Consider the following 17,767-nt stretch of genomic DNA (forward strand, 5'->3'; position numbering starts at 1 on the left):
GGTGGCGGAGACAACGCACGTTCGGGCGCGCGATACGCTCTGGGGTCATCCCAAGGGGCTCGCTTATCTGGCATTTGCCGAGGCGTGGGAGCGGTTTTCCTTTTACGGCATGTCGGCGTTGCTGCTGCTCTACATGCTCCAGCATATCCTGACGCCGGGAGTCGCGGAGGGTGTGCTGGGCTTTGCCGGGCTGCGCGCTGGACTGGAGGGGCTGACCGGCCCGCTGTCCAATCAGGCGTTCGCCAGTCAAGTGTTCAGCCTCTACACGGGCCTTGTCTATTTCACCCCGATCTTTGGCGGGTTGCTGGCCGATCGCTGGCTGGGGCAGCGGCGCACGGTCCTGCTGGGCGCTGTGCTGATGGCGATCGGCCATTTCCTGATGGCGTTTGAGGGCAGCTTCCTGTTCGCCATCGCGTTCCTGATCGCGGGGACCGGTTGCCTGAAGGGCAATATCTCGGTCCAGGTTGGCTTCCTCTACGGCGCCGACGAAGCCGGGCAGCGGACCCGCGCATTCGCGATCTTCTCGGCGGCGATCAATGTCGGCGCATTGCTCGGTCCGCTGCTGTGCGGGGTATTGGCGCAGCTTTATGGCTGGCATGTCGGCTTTGGTGCTGCGGGCGTGCTGATGCTGATCGCGCTGGCGACCTATCTCAGCGGCTGGAAGCATCTTCCCGCCGACCGCAGGCGTCAGCGGAATGGGGCGGCGCGTCAGCCGCTTAGCCAAGACGATTGGCGGCGTGTTGCGGCACTATTGTTCCTCGGTGCGATCAGCATCCCGGCTTGTGCGGCTTACTTTCAGGAGATGAATGCGGGCCTGTTGTTCATCGACGCATCGGTGGAGCGGGGCCTGTTCGGATGGACCGTGCCGACTGCATCGTTCAATTCACTCGACGGGCTGTTCTGCATCCTCGCGGTGCCGGTGCTGATCGCGCTGTGGCGCTGGCAGGCGCGGCGCGGTCGTGAGGCGGGTGAGATGGCGAAGCTCACCATCGGCTATTTGATCATCGCGGTTGCGAATGTGATGATGGTCGTGCCCGCCGGCTGGGCCGACCGGGGCGAGAGTGTCGGGGCGATCTGGCCCGTCCTGCTCTACGCGCTGAACGCGCTCGGCTTCACCTTCTACTGGCCGACGCTGCTTGCATTGTTCTCGCGTGCAGCTCCGGCGCAGATCAACTCGACGATGATGGGTACGGTGTTCCTGTCGGTGTTCCTCGGCAATTTGCTCGTCGGTCACGTCGCGACCCTGTGGGAGACGATGGCGCACGCCCGGTTCTTCGCGCTGAACGCCGCATTCGCGGGCGGTGCGTGCCTCGTCATGCTGATCGTCGCGCGGCCGGTTTCGCGGCTGCTGGTCGCAAGAAGCTCCGTCGTGACTCCGTGAAATTTCGATGACGGTTTATTGACAATACATTGATGTATTGTAGAACGACTCAGGTGGGGAGTTGAGCGGGCTTAAGAGGCGGCGGGGACCGTCAGGCCATAGCGTTCCAGCCGCGCGGACACCGTTCGCGCGGGCGGGACGATGCAGCTCAAGCGTCATCAGTTCCGTTGCGTCGCAGCGGCGTGTTCCGGCTCAAATAAAGAGGAGGATAGTGTGGCACTAAGGGGGGTAATTGCGACCTTGGTCGCGGGCGTATCGACGCTCGGCTTCAGTTCGGCGGCTGCCGCACAGGACGCTCCGGCTGCGGCGAGTGACGTCGAGGAAGTCGTCGTCACGGCGCGCTTCCGTCAGGAATCGGTGCAGGACATCGGCGGCAGCGTTACGGCTCTCGGCGGCGACGATCTGCAGAGATCCGGCATCGTCGATTTCGAGGATCTGGCGAACCGCGTTGCGGGTGTCGAGATGCTCGATCGCGGCCCGAACACCAACGAGATCAACATTCGCGGCGTGACCAACAGCACCCAGGTGTCGGGCAATGCGCTGCAGCCGCTGGTTTCGATCCTGGTCGATGATATCTCGGTCGCATCCTCCTCGGCGTCGCAGCGCGACTTCAACTTCTTCGACTTCGATCGCGTCGAAATCCTGCGCGGGCCGCAGCCGACCTATTTCGGTGAAGGTGCGATGGGCGGCGTGATCCGCTATTTCGCGGCCGACCCTGATCTTGATGGCAAGACCTTCACCGGCACGTGGAGCGGCGGCGCCAGTGTCACCGATCATGGCGGCTTCAACTATCGCGTTGAGAATGCGTCGAGCCTGATTCTGTTTCCCGGAAAGCTGGGGATCCGCGCGGTCGGCTTCTACCGCAAGGACGACGGCTATATCGACAATCTGGGTCTCAACCAGAAGGACATGAACGACTTCGAATCCTATGGCGGTCGCGCGATCATTCTGGCGAAGCCGACGGACAATCTGACCATCCGCCTCGCCGCGCATGTCGGTCGCGACGATATCGGCGAATTGAGCTTCATCGAGCCGACCACGATCGGCAACAGTGTCGGCATCGAAGACCTGATCGCGCCATCGCTCAGCCTGATCGACGGACTCAACCAGGATGACTTCGAGCTCTACAGCGGCAAGCTCTCGTACCATTCCGGCCCGATCACGGTTGAATCGATCACCGGGCTCTACAAGCGCCGGCGTCAGGCGGAAACGTTCAGTTCGGCCTATACTTATGGGTTTCAGGGGTTCTTCAACGCCTTTCCGCCGTTCGACACGGCGAGCAACCTGCTCTCGTCCGACCTGACCGCGATCGCCCAGGTCCAGAGCAAGGAGCGCGCGGTTTCGCAGGAATTCCGCTTCGTCACCGACTTCGACTCGCCGCTCAACATCGTCGCTGGCGCATATTTTCAGGATACCAAATCGACCTCGACCGCGCTGGTTTCGGGTGATGGCTATGCCAATATCACCGACACCGGATCGACCGAGATCGAGCGCAGCACGACCCAGACCGACACGCGCCAATTCTCGGGCTTCGTCGAGCTGAGCTATGCGGCGACCGATCGGCTGCGGCTGTTCGCCGGTGCGCGCTACGTCAATGAGAAGGTGACCTCGACGCTGGTCGAGTCCTACGTCATCGGCATCTTCTCGCCGATCTTCACCAATCCGGCGGACATCTTCGCGCCGATCTACTTCCCGGTGCCAAATGACGTCGACGCGCTGAACGCGCCGGGTGGTCCGGGCACCAGTTTCGATTTCAAGCTCAACACCTTCCTGCCGCGCATTGCGATCGAATATGACGTCAATGACGACGTCATGGTCTATGGCACGCTCGCCCGTGGCGTCCGCAATGGCGGGTTGAACAGCCCCTTCTCGGCGCTCGGCTTCGGCCCGGTCGGGTCGCAGGCGTTCAACGACGCGTTGACCTATGACCAGGACGATGTCGTCACCGGCGAAATCGGCGTGAAGTCGCGCCTGATGAACGGTGCGCTGACGCTCAATGTCGCGGCGTTCTATTCCGACTTCGACGATCCGCAGATCGGGATCAGCAATCCCGGAGCACTCACCGCGAACGGGCCGCAGCTGCGGATCTACGGGATCGAGGTCGAGAGCAGCTACAAGGCGAGCAGCAACCTTTCGCTGTTCTTCAGCGGGAACCTGACCGAGGCCGGCTATAGCGAGGGCATGTCGGTGTTCGCGGTCGCCGGTGCGCCTGCGGACTATCAGGATCTCGCCAAGGGCAACCGCCCGCCCAACGTGCCCAAGGTGTCGTTCTCGACCGGCGCCGACTTCAACTATCCGCTGGGCAGCGACGATCTGGAGCTGACCGGGCAGGTGGCGTTCCAGTATATCGGCGAGCGCGAAACCTTCCCGCAGAACTTCGCGACGGGCAAGCTGGGGAGCATGGAAATGCTCAACCTGCGCGTCGGGCTTGAGCGGAAATGGTGGTCGATGACCGCCTATGTCACCAATGTGCTCAACGATCTGGAGCTGCAGGCGACGACCATCCCGACCAGCTCGGCGCGGCTGGTCAACGGCGTGCTCGACGGCCCGCTGTCCTCCGCCTTTATCAATCGTCCGCGTACGGCTGGCCTAACCTTCACCGTGCGCTACTAAGGAAGCTCCTAACGGCGGCGGCTCGCGCATGACGCGGGTCGCCGCTCCTTGTGACAGCCTGGGGATTGTATCGATGCTGTTCGTTGTCGGGCGTATTCTGGTGGCCATGTCGATCGCGGGCGGCCTTGCCTTGGCCCCGCCAGCGGCAGCGCAGAGCGACGCCCCCGTGACCGTCGCGGATATCGAGCGAGCGTCCACCTTCTATCCCGCGAATGTCCGCAAGCTGGTGCGCAACGCTGCCCCGGTGCCTAACTGGATCGGGGCGAGCGACTATTTCTGGTATCGGCACGAGGGGGAGGGCGGCGTCCGCTTCGTCACCGTCAACGCCGCGACCGGCAAGGCCGAACCGGCGTTCGATCACGCGCGCGTGGCGGCGATGCTGTCACGGGAATTGGGGCGCGCAGTCGTGCCGGGCCAGCTGCCGTTCGGGTCGATCCGCTATTCGGCCGACCTCAAGACGATATCCTTCACGGTCGCTAAGCAGACCTTCGCGTGCAACCGCGCAGCGACCAATTGCCGCACCGAAGCCGCCGCCGCGCCCGACCCGGCGTCGGTCGCATCGCCGGACGGACGCCAAGTCCTGTTCGAGCGCGACCATAATCTGTGGCTGCGCGAGACCGCGACCGGCGCGGAACGCGCGCTGACCCGCGATGGCAGCGCGGACTTCCCCTATCGCTACACTGCGTTCAAGACGACCTATGTCGAGGAACGGCGGGGCGAGGCCGTGCCGGTCTATCCCGGCGCGACCTGGTCGCCGGATGGGCGCTACATCCTCGCGATCCGCACCGATGATCGCGGGGTGAAGACCGCGCCCTATGTGACCGAGTTCCTCCCGCCGGACGCGCCGCGCCCGATCGCGCACCAGATGCCGATGCCGACCCCTGCCGACGCGCCGGAGAAGCGCTATGCGCTGGTGCTGATCGACCTTCAGGATGGCGGCAGCGTCACGGTCGATGGCGGGGCATTGGGGATCAACGATTATGCCCCCTATTGGGCGCTGGTCGGCGAGCCGGGCTGGGATATGGCGGACAATGCGCTCTACCTCGCCACCTCGACCCGCGATTCCCGCGCGCTCGGGCTGGTCGCGATCGACCTCGACACCGGAAAGAGCCGGACGGTTGTGGAGGAGCGTGACGCGCAGTTCCTCAACCTCAACCCGTTCGACTATCACGTCCCCAATGTCCGCCTGCTGGCCAAGCGCGGCGAGATCCTGTGGTGGTCGCAGCGCAGCGGCTGGGGGCATCTCTACCGCTATGACGCCAAGACGGGCGCGCTGAAGAATGCGGTGACGACCGGCGACTGGTCGGTGTTCGACATTGTCCGCGTCGATGAGGCGGCCGGGCTGGTGTATTTCACCGCTGGCGGGCGCGAGGCGGGGCGTAATCCCTATTATCGCCACCTCTACCGCGTTGCGCTCGACGGCGGCGCGCCGCAATTGCTGACGCCCGAGGATGCCGATCACAGCTTCACCAACTATCCCGCGCGCGGCCTGAACGGGCATTGGGACACGCCTGCGTCGCGCGTCTCGCCGAGCGGGCGCTACCTCGTCGACACCTATTCGACGATCGCGACGCCCCCGGTGACCGTGATCCGCGCTGCTGATGGCCGGCTCGTCGCCAAGCTGGTCGAAGCCGATGCCAGCGCGTTGCGCGCGACCGGCTGGACGCCGCCCGAGCGGCTCGTTGCGAAGAGCGCCGATGGCAAGCACGACATCTATGGCGTGCTGCTCAAGCCGACCAATTTCGACCCAGCAAGACGCTATCCGGTAATTGAGCAAATCTATGCCGGCCCGCAGGTGTCGTTCGCGCCACAGGGCTTTACCGACGCATTGGCCGGGCGTGCCGCCTATATGCAGGCGCTCGCCGAACTCGGCTTCGTGATCGTCGTGCAGGACGGGCGGGGCACGCCGCGGCGGTCGCGTGATTTCCACATGTCGCCGATGGCGGATGAGGATTCGATCGCGCTGTCCGATCATGTCGCGGGCATCCGCGCCGCTGCGCGCAGCCGCCCCTATATGGACCTCGACCGGGTCGGGATCACCGGCATTTCGTTCGGCGGCTATGCCTCGGCGCGCGCGATGTTCCTGTTCCCGGACTTCTACAAGGCGGCGGTGTCGATCGCCGGGCCGCACGATTACCGCACGATGATCTCGTCAATCTCGCTCGAGCGTTTCTTCGGCGTGCCGGGGGAGGCGGGCGACACTTACACGCGGGTCGACAATCTACACCTCGCCGGCCGGCTTCAGGGGAAGCTGATGCTGGTCACCGGCGATATCGACCAGAATGTGCCGCTCAACCAGACCGTCGCTTTGTCCGACGCGCTGATCAAGGCGGGCAAGGAGTTCGATCTGGTGCTGGTGCCCAATGCCGCGCACGATGTCGGCTATCACCCCTATGTCGCGCGGCGGCTGGCGGGATATTTCCTGCGGCACCTCAAGGGTCAGGAGCCGCTGGTGCCGTTCGCGCAACCGTCGAAATAGATCTGGCTGGAGATTGAACCGTGACGACTGACCTGAACCGCCGCGGCATGATGAAACTCGCCGGCGGGGGGCTGTTCGCTGCCGCGACGGGGGCCGCCACATCGGGCTCCGCGACGCAGCCCGCCGCTGCGCCCGCGACCCCGCCGATCGTCGTGGATGGGTGCAGCCCGTCTGCACCGACCGCCAATTACCTCTCGCTGCTGCGCAAGGGCGGGGTGGATAGCTGGAGCATCTCCATGCTCCCGACCCTGCTGCAGATGTCGGCGCTGCACGAATTTGTCGACCAGCATTCCAAGGAGGTCGGGATCGCCAAGACCGCCGGCGACATCCGCCGGTTGAAGGCGGAGGGCAAGATCTCGCTCACGATCGGCTGGCAGGAGGCGGACCTGTTCGCGATGAAGGGCGAGAGCGACTGGTGGTCGAAGCCGCCAAAGACGACGATGCGGCTGTTCTACGAAGCCGGGCTGCGCGTCGTCGGCCTGATCTACAACCTCACCAATCAGTTCGCCGGAGGCTGCCTCGATCCGCATATCGGCCTGACCAAGGCAGGGCGGGTGATGGTCGCCGAGATGCAGAAGCTCGGAATCCTGGTCGATGTCGGCGGGCATATGGGCGAGCAGTCGAGCCTCGACGTTATCGCGATGGCCGAGCGTCCGGTGGTGTGCACCCATTCCAACCTTGCCGCACTTAACCCCAATCCGCGCAACACGTCGAACCGGGTGATCGAGGGGATTGCGAAATCGGGCGGCCTGTTCGGCGTCAGCGCGATCGACCCGTTCATGAGCTGGAGCAGCGCGGATGCGGGCAAGCGCACCCAACCCAAGGCCCGCGCCAATGTGAAGCGCTATGTCGACGAGCTGGACTATCTCAAGGCGCTGGTCGGGGTCGATCATATCGGCATCGGCGGCGACTTTACCGTGGGCTCGACCTCGAAAATTGTCCCCGACGAGTCCTTCGCCTTCCCGCCCGAAATGACCTACGTCCAGGACCCGATCCAATATGCACAGGGGTTTGAGGATATCTCGAAACTGCCTGCGGTGCGCGCCGAAATGGTCGCGCGCGGCTGGCGCAAGGACGAGATCGACAAGGTCATGGGCGAGAACTGGATGCGCGTCTATGCGGCGACCATCGGCGCCTGATCCCTGCCGATGCGCCGCCCGATCGACCGGCTCGACGTCAAGATCATGGCGGCGCTCGAACACGACGGGCGGATGACCAAGGCGGAGCTGTCGGCGGTGGTGTCCCTGTCGCCGACGCCGTGCGGCGCGCGGGTCGCCAAGCTTGAGGCGGCGGGGTTCATCAAGGGTTATCACGCCGACATCGCGGTCGAACGGATCACGGGGCTGACGCGCTTTACCGTGGTCGTCAGCATCCGGGAATGGACGCCGGACGCCGCGCGTCGGTTTGAGGAAATGGTCGCGACCATCCCGCAGATTGCCGAGTGCGATGCGGTGTTCGGGTCGGTCGATTTCGTGATGACCGTCTATGCTGCAGATGAAGGCCATTGCCGCGCGGTGCTCGCGCCGCTGGACGCGATCGGGCTCGACTGCGCGCTGTTGCCGGTCGCGCGGTCGGTGCGTGCGCCGCATGACGTTCCGCTGATGGGGCTGCTGGGTTGAGCGTCGTGACCGATAGTGAAAGCTGCTGTTTGGGCGGGTCAATTCAGACGCAATTCCGGTGCGCTTTGCACTAGCTGAATCGGCGCAACTTCTAGTCGAGGGATGACATGATCGAACTGCGCAAACCCTATGTCCTGTTCGTCGGCGATGTCGCCAAGCCGCTCCATGCCAAGACCGGCTTTGGCATCCGCGACTGGGCGCGCGACGCTTGTCTCGGCCAGTTTCGGCTGAGCGATCAGGCGGCAGACTTGGGCTTGCCCGATGTGGATGTCGCGACCGCGGTCCGACAGGGCGCGGGGTCGCTGGTCGTCGCGGTCGCGCCGGTCGGTGGGCAGATTCCTGCGGCGTGGCACGCGGCCCTGATGGCGGCGGCACGCGGCGGGCTCGACATCGTCAGCGGGATGCACACGCGGCTCGCGGACGTTCCCGGCCTCGCGGATGCTGCCAAGGCGGCAGGCGCGCGGCTGATCGACGTGCGGGTTCCGCCGCAGGACATCAAGGCCGCGACCGGTCGCAAGCGCACCGGCAAGCGCGTGCTGACCGTCGGCACCGATTGCGCGCTCGGCAAGAAATACACTGCGCTTGCACTGACCCGGGCGCTGCGCGATGCGGGTGCCGACGTCGATTTCCGCGCGACCGGCCAGACCGGAATCATCATCGCGGGTGCGGGAATCCCGATGGACGCCGTCGTATCCGATTTCATCGCTGGTGCCGCCGAAGCACTCTCGCCCGATGCTGCCGAGGAGCATTGGGACGTGATCGAGGGGCAGGGGGCGATCCATCACCCCGCTTTTGCCGGGGTGACGCTGGGCATCATCCATGGATCGCAGCCCGATGTGCTGGTGCTGTGCCACGAACCGGGCCGCACGCATTTCCACTCGATGACCGGATTCCCGCTGCGTTCGCTGACGGAGGTCGCCGAGACTTGCCTCGCCGCCGCGCGGGTGACCAATCCGGCGGCGCGGCTGGGTGCTGTCAGCCTAAACACCGCGCAACTGGACGATGCCGCCTGCGCCGAGGCACTCGCGCGCGCCAGCGAGGAGATGGGGGTTCCCGCGTTCGACCCGATGCGCACATCGATGGACCGCGCGGTCGCGTCGATCCTGGGGCGGCCCCATGACTGAGCGGCGCTGCACACTGCATATCGCGGTCGAGAGCTTTCCCTTTGTCGAGCCGTTCCGCATCGCGGGCTATGTCTTTGATGGGCAGGACGTTGTGGTCGTCACCCTCACCGACGGCGAGCATGTCGGTCGTGGTGAAGCGTCGGGCGTCTATTATCTCGACGAAACCCCGGAACGGATGATCGCGCAGATCCAGGCGCAGCGCGACCTGATCGAGCGCGGGGTGAGCCGCGACGCGCTGCGCGCGGCGATGCCGCCGGGCGGCGCGCGCAATGCGGTCGACGCGGCGCTGTGGGATCTGGAGGCGAAGCGTAGCGGGCAACCCGTATGGCAGCTTGCTGGCGTCCCCACGCCCCGGCCGCTCGCCACCACCTTCACGTTGAGTGCCGACGAGCCCGACGCCATGGCTGCCCGCGCGGCATCCTATGCCGATGTCCGGCATATCAAGATCAAGCTGACCGGCGACCTGCCGCTCGATAGCGCGCGGGTGCGTGCGATCCGCGCCGCGCGGGCCGATGCCTGGCTCGGCGTCGATGGCAATCAGGGGTTCGCCCGGGACGATCTGGTCCCGCTCATCAGCATGCTGGTCGAGGAGCGCGTGTCGTTACTGGAACAGCCGGTGCGGCGCGGACGCGAGGGCGATCTGGACGGCATCAAATGCCCGATCCCAGTTGCGGCGGATGAAAGCGTGCTGACGATCGGCGACATCCCGCGCCTCGTCGGTCGGTTTAGCGTCGTCAATATCAAGCTCGACAAATGCGGCGGCCTGACCGAGGCGCTGGCGATGGCGGACGCGGCGCGGCTGCACGGCCTCGACGTGATGGTCGGCAATATGGTCGGGTCGAGCCTCGCCATGGCCCCCGCATTCGTGCTGGGGCAGCTTTGCGACATTGTCGATCTCGACGGTCCGATTTTCCTGGAGCGCGACCGCGAGCCGTCGGTCAGCTACGTCAATGGCCTGGCGTCGTGCCCGCCCGCGCTGTGGGGCTGGCCGGCATGAGGTGGCGGCAGCTCGCAGCGGGTGGCGCGGCAATGCTCCTGCTCGGGGCGGCACCGGCTCCGGCCTATGATATCGTCATCCGCGGCGGCCGCGTGCTCGACGGAGCGGGCAATCCGTGGGTCCGTGCCGACATCGGCATCAAGGATGGCCGGATCGCGAAGATCGGGCGCATCACCGCGCGCGGTGCGAAGGAGATCGACGCGACCGGTCGCTACGTCGCCCCCGGCTTTATCGACATGATGGACCAGTCGGGCAGCGTGCTGCTCGCGCACGGCGCGGCTGAGAACAAGCTGCGTATGGGCGTGACCACGCTGATCGGCGGGGAAGGGGGCACACCGGTCGCGGCGGACGCGATCCCGCGTTATTTCGCCGACCTTGCAACGCGCGGTATCGCGGTCAATTTCGGCACCTACTACAGCGCGACGCAGGCGCGGGTCGCGGTGATGGGCGACGGTGCGGGAGCACCAACCCCTGCCCAGCTCGACGCGATGCGCGGGCTGGTCGACCGCGCGATGCAAGCGGGCGCGTTCGGGATCAGCACCGCGTTGATGTACCCGCCAGACCGCTTCCACGCGACCGAAGACCTGATTGCACTCTCCAAGGTCGCTGCGCGTTGCGGCGGCTTCTACGCGACCCATATGCGCGACGAGAGCGCGCGCCTGCTGGACAGCGTCGATGAGGCGATCCGGATCGGTGAGGAAAGCGGCGCCAAGGTCGAGATTTTTCACTTGAAGGCCGCCTATGCCCCCGGCTGGGGCACGCTGATGCCACAGGCGATCGCCCGCATCGCAGCGGCGCGCGAGCGCGGAGTGGACGTTGCCGCCGACCTCTATTCCTATACCGCCGCCGGAACCGGACTTGAGGGGACGGTGCCGGGGCATGTGTTCGCGCAGGGATTCGAGGCGGGCCTTGCCAAGCTGCGCGACCCGGCCTTGCGCGCTGCGTTGAAGCGTGACGCCGCCGCTGGCTCGGTCCCCGGATGGTCGAGTCTGCTCGAGGCGGCGGGTGGCTGGCAGAACATCGTTCTCGCCAATTCGCACCAGCCGGACATGGTGCGGTTCCACGGCAAGAATTTCGTCGAGATCGGCGCGGCGCTGAACAAGGACCCCGCCGATGCCGCATGGGACATGCTGCTTGGCGCGCTGCCGGAACGCGCCTTCGCCCTCTATTTCGTGATGGACGAACGCGACATCGACGCCGCGATCCGCCAGCCCTGGATCAGCATCGGCAGCGACGGCGCGGCGGTTGCGGTGCTGGGCGAACTCGATGGCATGGGCCTGCCGCATCCACGCTCCTACGGCACCTTTGCTCGCGTGCTCGCCGCCTATGTGCGCGAGCGGGGCGTGCTGTCGCTGGAGGATGCGGTTCGCAAGATGACGTCATGGCCTGCCCAGCGCATGGGGCTCAGCGACCGGGGACTGCTCCGCGAAGGGCTGCGCGCCGATGTGGTCGTCTTCGACGCGGCGACGGTCGAGGATCATGCGAGCTGGACCGCGCCGATGCGGCCCGCGACCGGCATCGCCGATGTGATCGTCAACGGCGTGCTGACGCTGGATCAGGGCCGACATACCGGAGCGCGGGCGGGGATGGTGCTGCGCCATCGATGCGGGAGATGATCTGCGCGCCGCTCGACGCGATCGACCTTCGGATCCTCGCGGCGCTGGCGCGCGATGGGCGGATCAGCAAGGTCAGGCTCTCCCGGATCGTCGGCCTGTCGCCGACCCCCTGCGCGATGCGGATCGAGCGGTTGGAGCGTGCCGGCTACATACGCGGCTATCATGCCGACATCGATATCGAACGGCTCGGCAATCTCAGCCAGTTCATCGTGCTGGCCCGAATCCGGGACTACTCGACCGAGACGGTCCGCCAGTTCGAGGCGATCGTCGCGGCGACCGCGAGCATCGTCCTATGCGACGCCGTGTCCGGGTCGAGCAACTATGCGATGCGGATCTTCGCACGTAACGTCCGCCACTATCACGAAACGATGGCGCCGTTTCTGGTGATGGAGATCGACTATACGACCTATCCGGTATCAAAGACGGTGAAGGACCGCAGCGCGCAGACGTGCCCTGCGGTGATCGCCGCGTGATCATGTCAGCGTGAGATAGAGCTCCGCCTCGATCAACCACTCCGCGCCGACCTGCCGCCACTTTGCGGTGTAGATCCCGCTCGCCAGCATCGCGCCGCTTGCCAGCGTGCCGTGCCACTTCCCCTGTTCAAACGCGATCGGGGCGATTGGCGACAAGGTGATCGTGTCGGGCGTGCGCAGATAGATCGTCCGGTCGGACGAGGCGAACTCCCGCTTCCACGCGAGCAGCTGCGCTTTGCGGCCGGACAGCAGCGCACTGTCGGTGCCCGCGACGAGCACGACATCGTTCGTGAGCAGCGGGCTGATCGCTGAGAGCTCCGCATTTGCCAGAGCCTGGTTGAAGCGGGCGCGTTGCAGGCGGATCGCGAGTTCGGGCGGTGTGTCCATCGCCGATCGCTACACCAGGCGGCGCGCTCTGCCGAGTGCCCTGGTGTGATGGGCGGCAGTGGCGGCGCGAAACCACTTTTCAGCGGCGGGGACGATCCCCTATCGCTGCGTCAGATCATTGGCGGGACGAGGGGGATCGATGCCGACGCTGCGCTGGCTTGCCGGGGATGACGATGTTGATGCAGCGCAGGCCGCTTCCTGTCGGCTGACTGCGCGCTTTCGCGCATGACGGTCCAGAACGCCTTGCTGTTCCTAGCGACCGCGCGGCGGGATGCGGCGCTGCGTACCGAGCTTGACGCGCAGCGGGACGATAGCGGGGCGCTGTGCCGGCTGGGTCGTGCGCGGGGGCTGGAGTTTGACCCAGGCGCGCTGCAGCAGGCGTTTCGGCATGAATGGGCGCTGCGGGCACTGCGCGAGGGTAAAGGCGGCGGCTAACGCTCGAACTGTCTGAGCGCGGTCAGCACGGTTGCGGTCGTGAAGCAGCGGCGATTGTCGATCGCCTGCACGATATCCCCCTGCCGGTTCGGGATCGCCAGCGCCGCCGACGCGGCCCAGGAACCGTCTTTGCGCTGGGTGGTGAGGAGCAGCTCGGCCAGCTGCGCACGATGCCCCGCTTCGTCGGTGGTCCCCAGCGACAAAATGCGCAGCGCCCATGCCGCCTCGAACGGGATTTGCGCCAGCGCTTCGGCGCGGCCCGCTTGATCGAGCCAGTCGCGGGTTCCCGCGACGGCGCGCTGCACTCGGCTCACGTCTTCGGAATTCCCGCTGGCGGCGAGTGCTTCTGCCGCCAGCGCAGTGGTGTAACGGTCGCTCTGCCACCAATAGCCGCGCCATGTGCCGTCTGCCTGCTGCACATGCCGCAGATAGGCGAGCGGCGCTGGCCCCAGCGCGCCCACATGCGCCGCCGCCGCCGTGACGCAGGCGTGCGCGTCATACCAGGCCGGGTTCACCGCCTTGCCATCCGACCAGTGCGCGTAGATCGCGCGGCGATAGGTGGCGATGCCGCCATCTGCGTCGAGATGCTGCCGGAGAAATACTGCCCCGGTCAGCGCTTCATGCGTTTGGCTGTGACCCAGCGCCGCGGCGAGGCGCAGGCCCCAGATCGTGCTGTCGGCGTCGGCCGGCTGGAGGAAATTCCACCCCCAGCCGGAGCGCGCACGCGCCTTCAGCAGGTGCCAACCCCGCACCGCTGCATCGCGCGCGCCGGCGCGGTCGCTGTCGTGCAGCGCATGGGCGACATAGGCGCTCACCCATTCATCCGCTGGCCCTTCCGAGAACCCGTCATAGTCCAGCCACCAGCCGGCCTGAGTCCGCGCGCCGATCAGGAAATCGGTGGCCGCGTTTATCGCCGCCGCCACATCCAAGACTCCCGTGCGGGCTTGCGGTGTTGGATCGGCCGCTGGCGGGTTTTGCACCTCGATAAAGCCGAAATACCCCTTTGCCCGGGGAGGCTGGCCGGGTGTCAGCGTCACCTTGGCATGGCTGATCCGGCAATCGAGCCAGCGAACGCCGGGATCGGTGCGCAACAGCGCGTCGGTGATGAGCGTCTCCGGCCAATGCTGCGCGGACAGCGGCGTCAGTACTGCGGGCCAGGCAAGCAGTTGGTCACGGCGGGCGGGGGTGCACAGCCCGTCCTCCACCAGCAAGTCGAACAGACAGCGCCAGCGCGGGTCGTTCGCGCCGGGATCGCCGACAAAACACTCCAGCCCGATATCGGGGGTCAGCGTGTCGGCGAGCGTGAAGGCAAGGCGTATGCGGTCGGCATGGACGAACAGCCGGTCGATCCACTCCGCGGCGCTGTCGATCGGCCCCGGCCAGCCGGATTGTTCGATCAGGGCGCAGGCGTCCTGCGGCGCCACGCCCTCAATGATCAGCCGCAGCGGCGCGCCGGCGCGGCCGAGCATCAGCCCGAGATAGGACAGGCGCGCACCCGGTCCACATGCGGCGAGGCAACGCGCAAGTGCCGCCTGCCGAGACGGATCGAGCTTCATGTCGAATGCCGCCAACGCGCGGGCGATGGCAGGGGCTCCAGGGTCGCGTAGCCGCGCGAACACGGACAGCGGCGCTTCGTCCGAACCTTCCGCAGCGTCGAGTTCGAGCCAGAGTTCGTCGACATCGTCCGCGATCGGGTCGAGCGCAGCGGTCAGACGCTGCCACGCCGCGCCGTTGGGCGTGGTCCGGGCCAGCCAGCGCGTCAGCCGGGCGATTTCGTCTTCGCTCTGGACGCGTTGTTGCAGGTCGATGGCGCCCTCCGACCCCAGCGACACTTCCAGCCCGGCAGTCGCAACGGCAGGCAGCTGCGTCGCCAGATGCGCCAGCCGGCCGGGACACGGCCACCCGCGTTCGTCCAGCACGAAGCGCAGGATCGGCGCCAGGCTCTGCACGGTCATCCGCCCAGCGCAGCGATCAGCTGGGGCAGAATGTCCCAACGGCGGGGATAGGAGAGGTCGAACATCGGCACCCGCTCCGCAATCGCGCGCAGCGAATCGAACCGGGACTGAGTCAGCATCGGGGTGAAGCCCTGCGGATACCAGCTGTCGACGAGGCGGGGCAGCGCGCGGGCGGACGCGATCGGGGCGCTGATCGTCACGCCGTGCTCGTCCGCCGCCGGGCCGAGCAGATACAGCGCATCGAGGCGGGGGGCGGGCCGGTGCGCGGCGCTGGTGTTCCCGGATACGTCCCACATCAGCTTGTCGATCCATGGGACCGTCGCCAGCTGGTCGGTACCGACGATCCTGGCGCTCGCCGCAGCGCCGAGCCGGACATTGGCACAGCCCCATGCGACAGTGAACCCGTCTCCGTCCGGACGCAACGCAGCGATGTCATCAGAGACCAGCGTCCCGTCATGCGCCACCAGCGCTGCCGCTGCGGTCGACTTGCCCGTGCCGCTATCGCCGAGTAGCGCAAAGGTGCGACCGTTCAGCGCGATCACTGATCCGTGCAGGCAGACGATGCCGCGCCGATGCAGCAACAGCCCCAGCCCGATGCCGACCAGCACGGTCGGCGCGAATTCCAGCTTGGCGCGGGTGCACACCACGGTGATGCGATCATGCGACGCCGCGAGGATCAGTTGCAATTCGCGGCGCCACGCGATGCTCAGGTCGCCATCAGCAGTTTCGCCGACATGCGGCGCGTCCGGGTCGTGCGGCGGGATTTGCTGGGTATCGGCCACGTCGCGCCATGCGGTCTCGGGCTCCCAGACGATGGTGACGTCAGCCGTCGATGCGGTCGCAAGCGGATGCGCGCCGGGCAGCGGAAACGGGCTTGCGATGGTGAGGCCGTAGAGGCGGCATAGATGAAGGGTCATGGGCGCTGGCCCCGCTGTCGGACATGCCAGTCGATGAACTTCGCGAACCGCCCGCCGGTCAGCACGATTGAGAACATCTCGCGTTGCCACCCGCTGCGATCGCTGGGCCGGATCGCGTCGAGCGCGGCGAGGAAGCGGGTGCGATCGACATAGTCCCAGCATTCCGGTGCAGCATGCTCCGCCCAATGCTGCAATGCCGGCCGGGCAGTCGCGCAGTGGGCGGCCAGCGCCGGGTCGAATGCGGGGCCCTTGTCTGGTCGCAGGCGCACCAATTCGGGGAGAATGCCGACCGTTGCGCGGCGCATGATGCTGCGGGTCTGGCCGTCGCGATGCAGTTCGGTTTCGGGCAAGTTGCGGATCAGGGTGATCAGGCGCGCGTCGAGCAGCGGGAAGCGCAGATCCTGCCCATAGCATTGCGCGAGGATCTGGCGCATCCCTGGCAGCACCCGCTCCAAATGCCCCGGGACGAGCAGGTGCTCCATTTCCTGATGCGGGAGCGGACGGACCTTCGCTACCGATGCAGCCGGCCGTCGCCCTTCGCGCTTCGTCACCCGGCTGAGCAGCGCCGAAGTGGCACAATTTTCCGGGGTATTTTGAAACACGAAGCGCCACCGCGCCAAAGGCCGCACGACATTGTCGCGCAGCAGGCGCCACCAGCCAGTGCCATGCACGCGGTGTTGCCGCCGCAACTCGGCCAGCGCAGCGCCGAACCGTCCGCGGCGCAGATGCAGTTCCGCGGTCGGGATGCCGTGCGCCGACGCAAAGAAATCGCCGCCGAAGCCGCTCAGCACGACATCGACGCCATGCGCGCGCCCGACACTGCCCAGCACCTCTTCGGCATGAGTGACGGTGCTGAAATGCGGTTCGCCCAGGCAGTCGAACCAGCGTGGCAATGCGCCGAGCGGGTCCGCCTCTTTCGGGAGCGTGATCCAGACGGGATCGATCGTATCCTCTTGCGCGAGTACCGCCTCGATAAAGCGCCGCTCATCGGTTTCCGGGCCGACATGGTCCTGCGGGAGCACCGAGCAGAGCGCGATCAGGCGGCGGCCCTGCTGCTTCAGTCGCCGGGCGGCGATGCACGCGATGGTCGCCGAATCCAGCCCGCCGCTCAGTTGAACGGCGATCGTCTTCCCATCGTCCAGCCGGCTTTCGACCGCCGCGATGAGCAGCGCGCGCAGGGTTTCGGCGGGGTCTTCCGGCTCGCCCGGTACTGGTCCGACATCCCAGGGGGCGGGCAGGGGGGTGAGCGCCAGCGCGCCTGCGTCCAGCGTCAGGGCGTGGCCGCCGGGTACGCGTCGGATATCGGCATAATAGGTATCGTTCGCGGGGCCGGTGCCATCGAGGCACAACGCGCGCGCGATCGCGCCTTCATCGAGCGTGCGCGACACGCCGGGTAGTGCGAGCAATGCCGGCAATGTCGACGCGAAGGCGAAAAAACCGCCCTGCGCGACATAGAAGATCGATCGGGTGCCGAGATGCGACCGGGACATGACCAGCCGTCGCGTGGCGTGCGTCCAGTGCGCGCGGGCTACATCTTCCGGGTGAGGCGGGGCAGATGCGTCGTGCGACACGATGGACACCGGGCCGCCGTCGCCCTCGCAAAGGCTGATCGTGCCAGCGTCATGCCCGCGCGACGCTTCGGCATCGAACACGAACACGGCGTCGGCGCCAAAGCGGACGGTTTCCACCGCGCGCCCAGACGCATCTGCCAGCGCAGAAATCCAGTCATCGGGAATTATCAGGGAATCGTGTCGAACGATCCCTGCGATGA

14 protein-coding genes are annotated in these 17,767 nt (G+C 66.4%); 10 read left to right on the forward strand and 4 right to left on the reverse strand.

All coding sequences use genetic code 11. The features are described 5' to 3' along the window. Position 1 precedes the first annotated feature (1 nt). From VGN66_RS15170 to VGN66_RS15210, 9 genes are all read left to right on the forward strand, one after another. Positions 2-1,381, forward strand: coding sequence for a peptide MFS transporter (locus VGN66_RS15170; protein WP_327519652.1), 1,380 nt, complete (start codon positions 2-4; stop codon positions 1,379-1,381). Positions 1,382-1,594: 213 nt separating this feature from the next. Further along, positions 1,595-3,994: a TonB-dependent receptor gene (locus tag VGN66_RS15175; protein WP_327519653.1), complete on the forward strand. Its 2,400-nt coding sequence runs from the start codon at positions 1,595-1,597 to the stop codon at positions 3,992-3,994. Positions 3,995-4,067: 73 nt separating this feature from the next. After that, entirely contained in the window at positions 4,068-6,473 is a 2,406-nt protein-coding gene (locus tag VGN66_RS15180; RefSeq protein WP_327519654.1) for a S9 family peptidase, read from the forward strand. Between the two features lie 20 nt (positions 6,474-6,493). Next, positions 6,494-7,612 (forward strand): dipeptidase, encoded by a 1,119-nt coding sequence (locus VGN66_RS15185; RefSeq protein ID WP_327519655.1) that lies wholly within the window; start codon positions 6,494-6,496, stop codon positions 7,610-7,612. Positions 7,613-7,621: 9 nt separating this feature from the next. After that, positions 7,622-8,092: an Lrp/AsnC family transcriptional regulator gene (locus VGN66_RS15190; RefSeq protein ID WP_327519656.1), complete on the forward strand. Its 471-nt coding sequence runs from the start codon at positions 7,622-7,624 to the stop codon at positions 8,090-8,092. Between the two features lie 107 nt (positions 8,093-8,199). Continuing rightward, positions 8,200-9,216, forward strand: a complete 1,017-nt coding sequence (locus tag VGN66_RS15195) for a DUF1611 domain-containing protein (RefSeq protein ID WP_327519657.1) — start codon at positions 8,200-8,202, stop codon at positions 9,214-9,216. After that, on the forward strand, positions 9,209-10,213 hold the full coding sequence (locus tag VGN66_RS15200; RefSeq protein WP_327519658.1) for a dipeptide epimerase: 1,005 nt from the start codon (positions 9,209-9,211) through the stop codon (positions 10,211-10,213). The genes VGN66_RS15195 and VGN66_RS15200 overlap by 8 nt, the downstream gene beginning before the upstream one ends. Positions 10,214-10,245: 32 nt before the next feature. Further along, the gene (locus tag VGN66_RS15205) at positions 10,246-11,829 is read left to right on the forward strand and encodes an N-acyl-D-amino-acid deacylase family protein (RefSeq protein ID WP_327519659.1); all 1,584 of its coding nucleotides are present in this window, start codon (positions 10,246-10,248) and stop codon (positions 11,827-11,829) included. Continuing rightward, positions 11,817-12,302, forward strand: coding sequence for an Lrp/AsnC family transcriptional regulator (locus VGN66_RS15210; RefSeq protein ID WP_327519660.1), 486 nt, complete (start codon positions 11,817-11,819; stop codon positions 12,300-12,302). Before VGN66_RS15205 ends, VGN66_RS15210 begins: the two co-directional genes overlap by 13 nt. On the opposite strand, the gene VGN66_RS15215 is transcribed toward VGN66_RS15210, so the two are convergent. Continuing rightward, positions 12,303-12,689, reverse strand: a complete 387-nt coding sequence (locus VGN66_RS15215) for a nuclear transport factor 2 family protein (RefSeq protein ID WP_327519661.1) — start codon at positions 12,687-12,689, stop codon at positions 12,303-12,305. Between the two features lie 225 nt (positions 12,690-12,914). Here VGN66_RS15215 and VGN66_RS15220 point away from each other — a divergent pair, with 225 nt between their 5' ends. Beyond that, complete coding sequence (locus VGN66_RS15220) at positions 12,915-13,124, forward strand: Nif11 family protein (RefSeq protein WP_327519662.1); 210 nt, start codon at positions 12,915-12,917, stop codon at positions 13,122-13,124. Here VGN66_RS15220 and VGN66_RS15225 read toward each other — a convergent pair. From VGN66_RS15225 to VGN66_RS15235, 3 genes are read right to left on the reverse strand one after another with little or no spacing between them, the layout of a single operon-like run. Beyond that, positions 13,121-15,079 (reverse strand): hypothetical protein, encoded by a 1,959-nt coding sequence (locus VGN66_RS15225; RefSeq protein WP_327519663.1) that lies wholly within the window; start codon positions 15,077-15,079, stop codon positions 13,121-13,123. The two genes, VGN66_RS15220 and VGN66_RS15225, sit on opposite strands and share 4 nt — an antisense overlap. Then, positions 15,076-15,996, reverse strand: a complete 921-nt coding sequence (locus VGN66_RS15230) for a hypothetical protein (RefSeq protein ID WP_327519664.1) — start codon at positions 15,994-15,996, stop codon at positions 15,076-15,078. The genes VGN66_RS15225 and VGN66_RS15230 overlap by 4 nt, the downstream gene beginning before the upstream one ends. After that, on the reverse strand, positions 15,993-17,684 hold the full coding sequence (locus VGN66_RS15235; RefSeq protein WP_327519665.1) for an asparagine synthase-related protein: 1,692 nt from the start codon (positions 17,682-17,684) through the stop codon (positions 15,993-15,995). The genes VGN66_RS15230 and VGN66_RS15235 overlap by 4 nt, the downstream gene beginning before the upstream one ends. Between the last annotated feature and the right edge of the window lie 83 nt (positions 17,685-17,767).

This window comes from Sphingomonas sp. (genome assembly GCF_035998645.1).
Taxonomy (GTDB): domain Bacteria; phylum Pseudomonadota; class Alphaproteobacteria; order Sphingomonadales; family Sphingomonadaceae; genus Sphingomonas.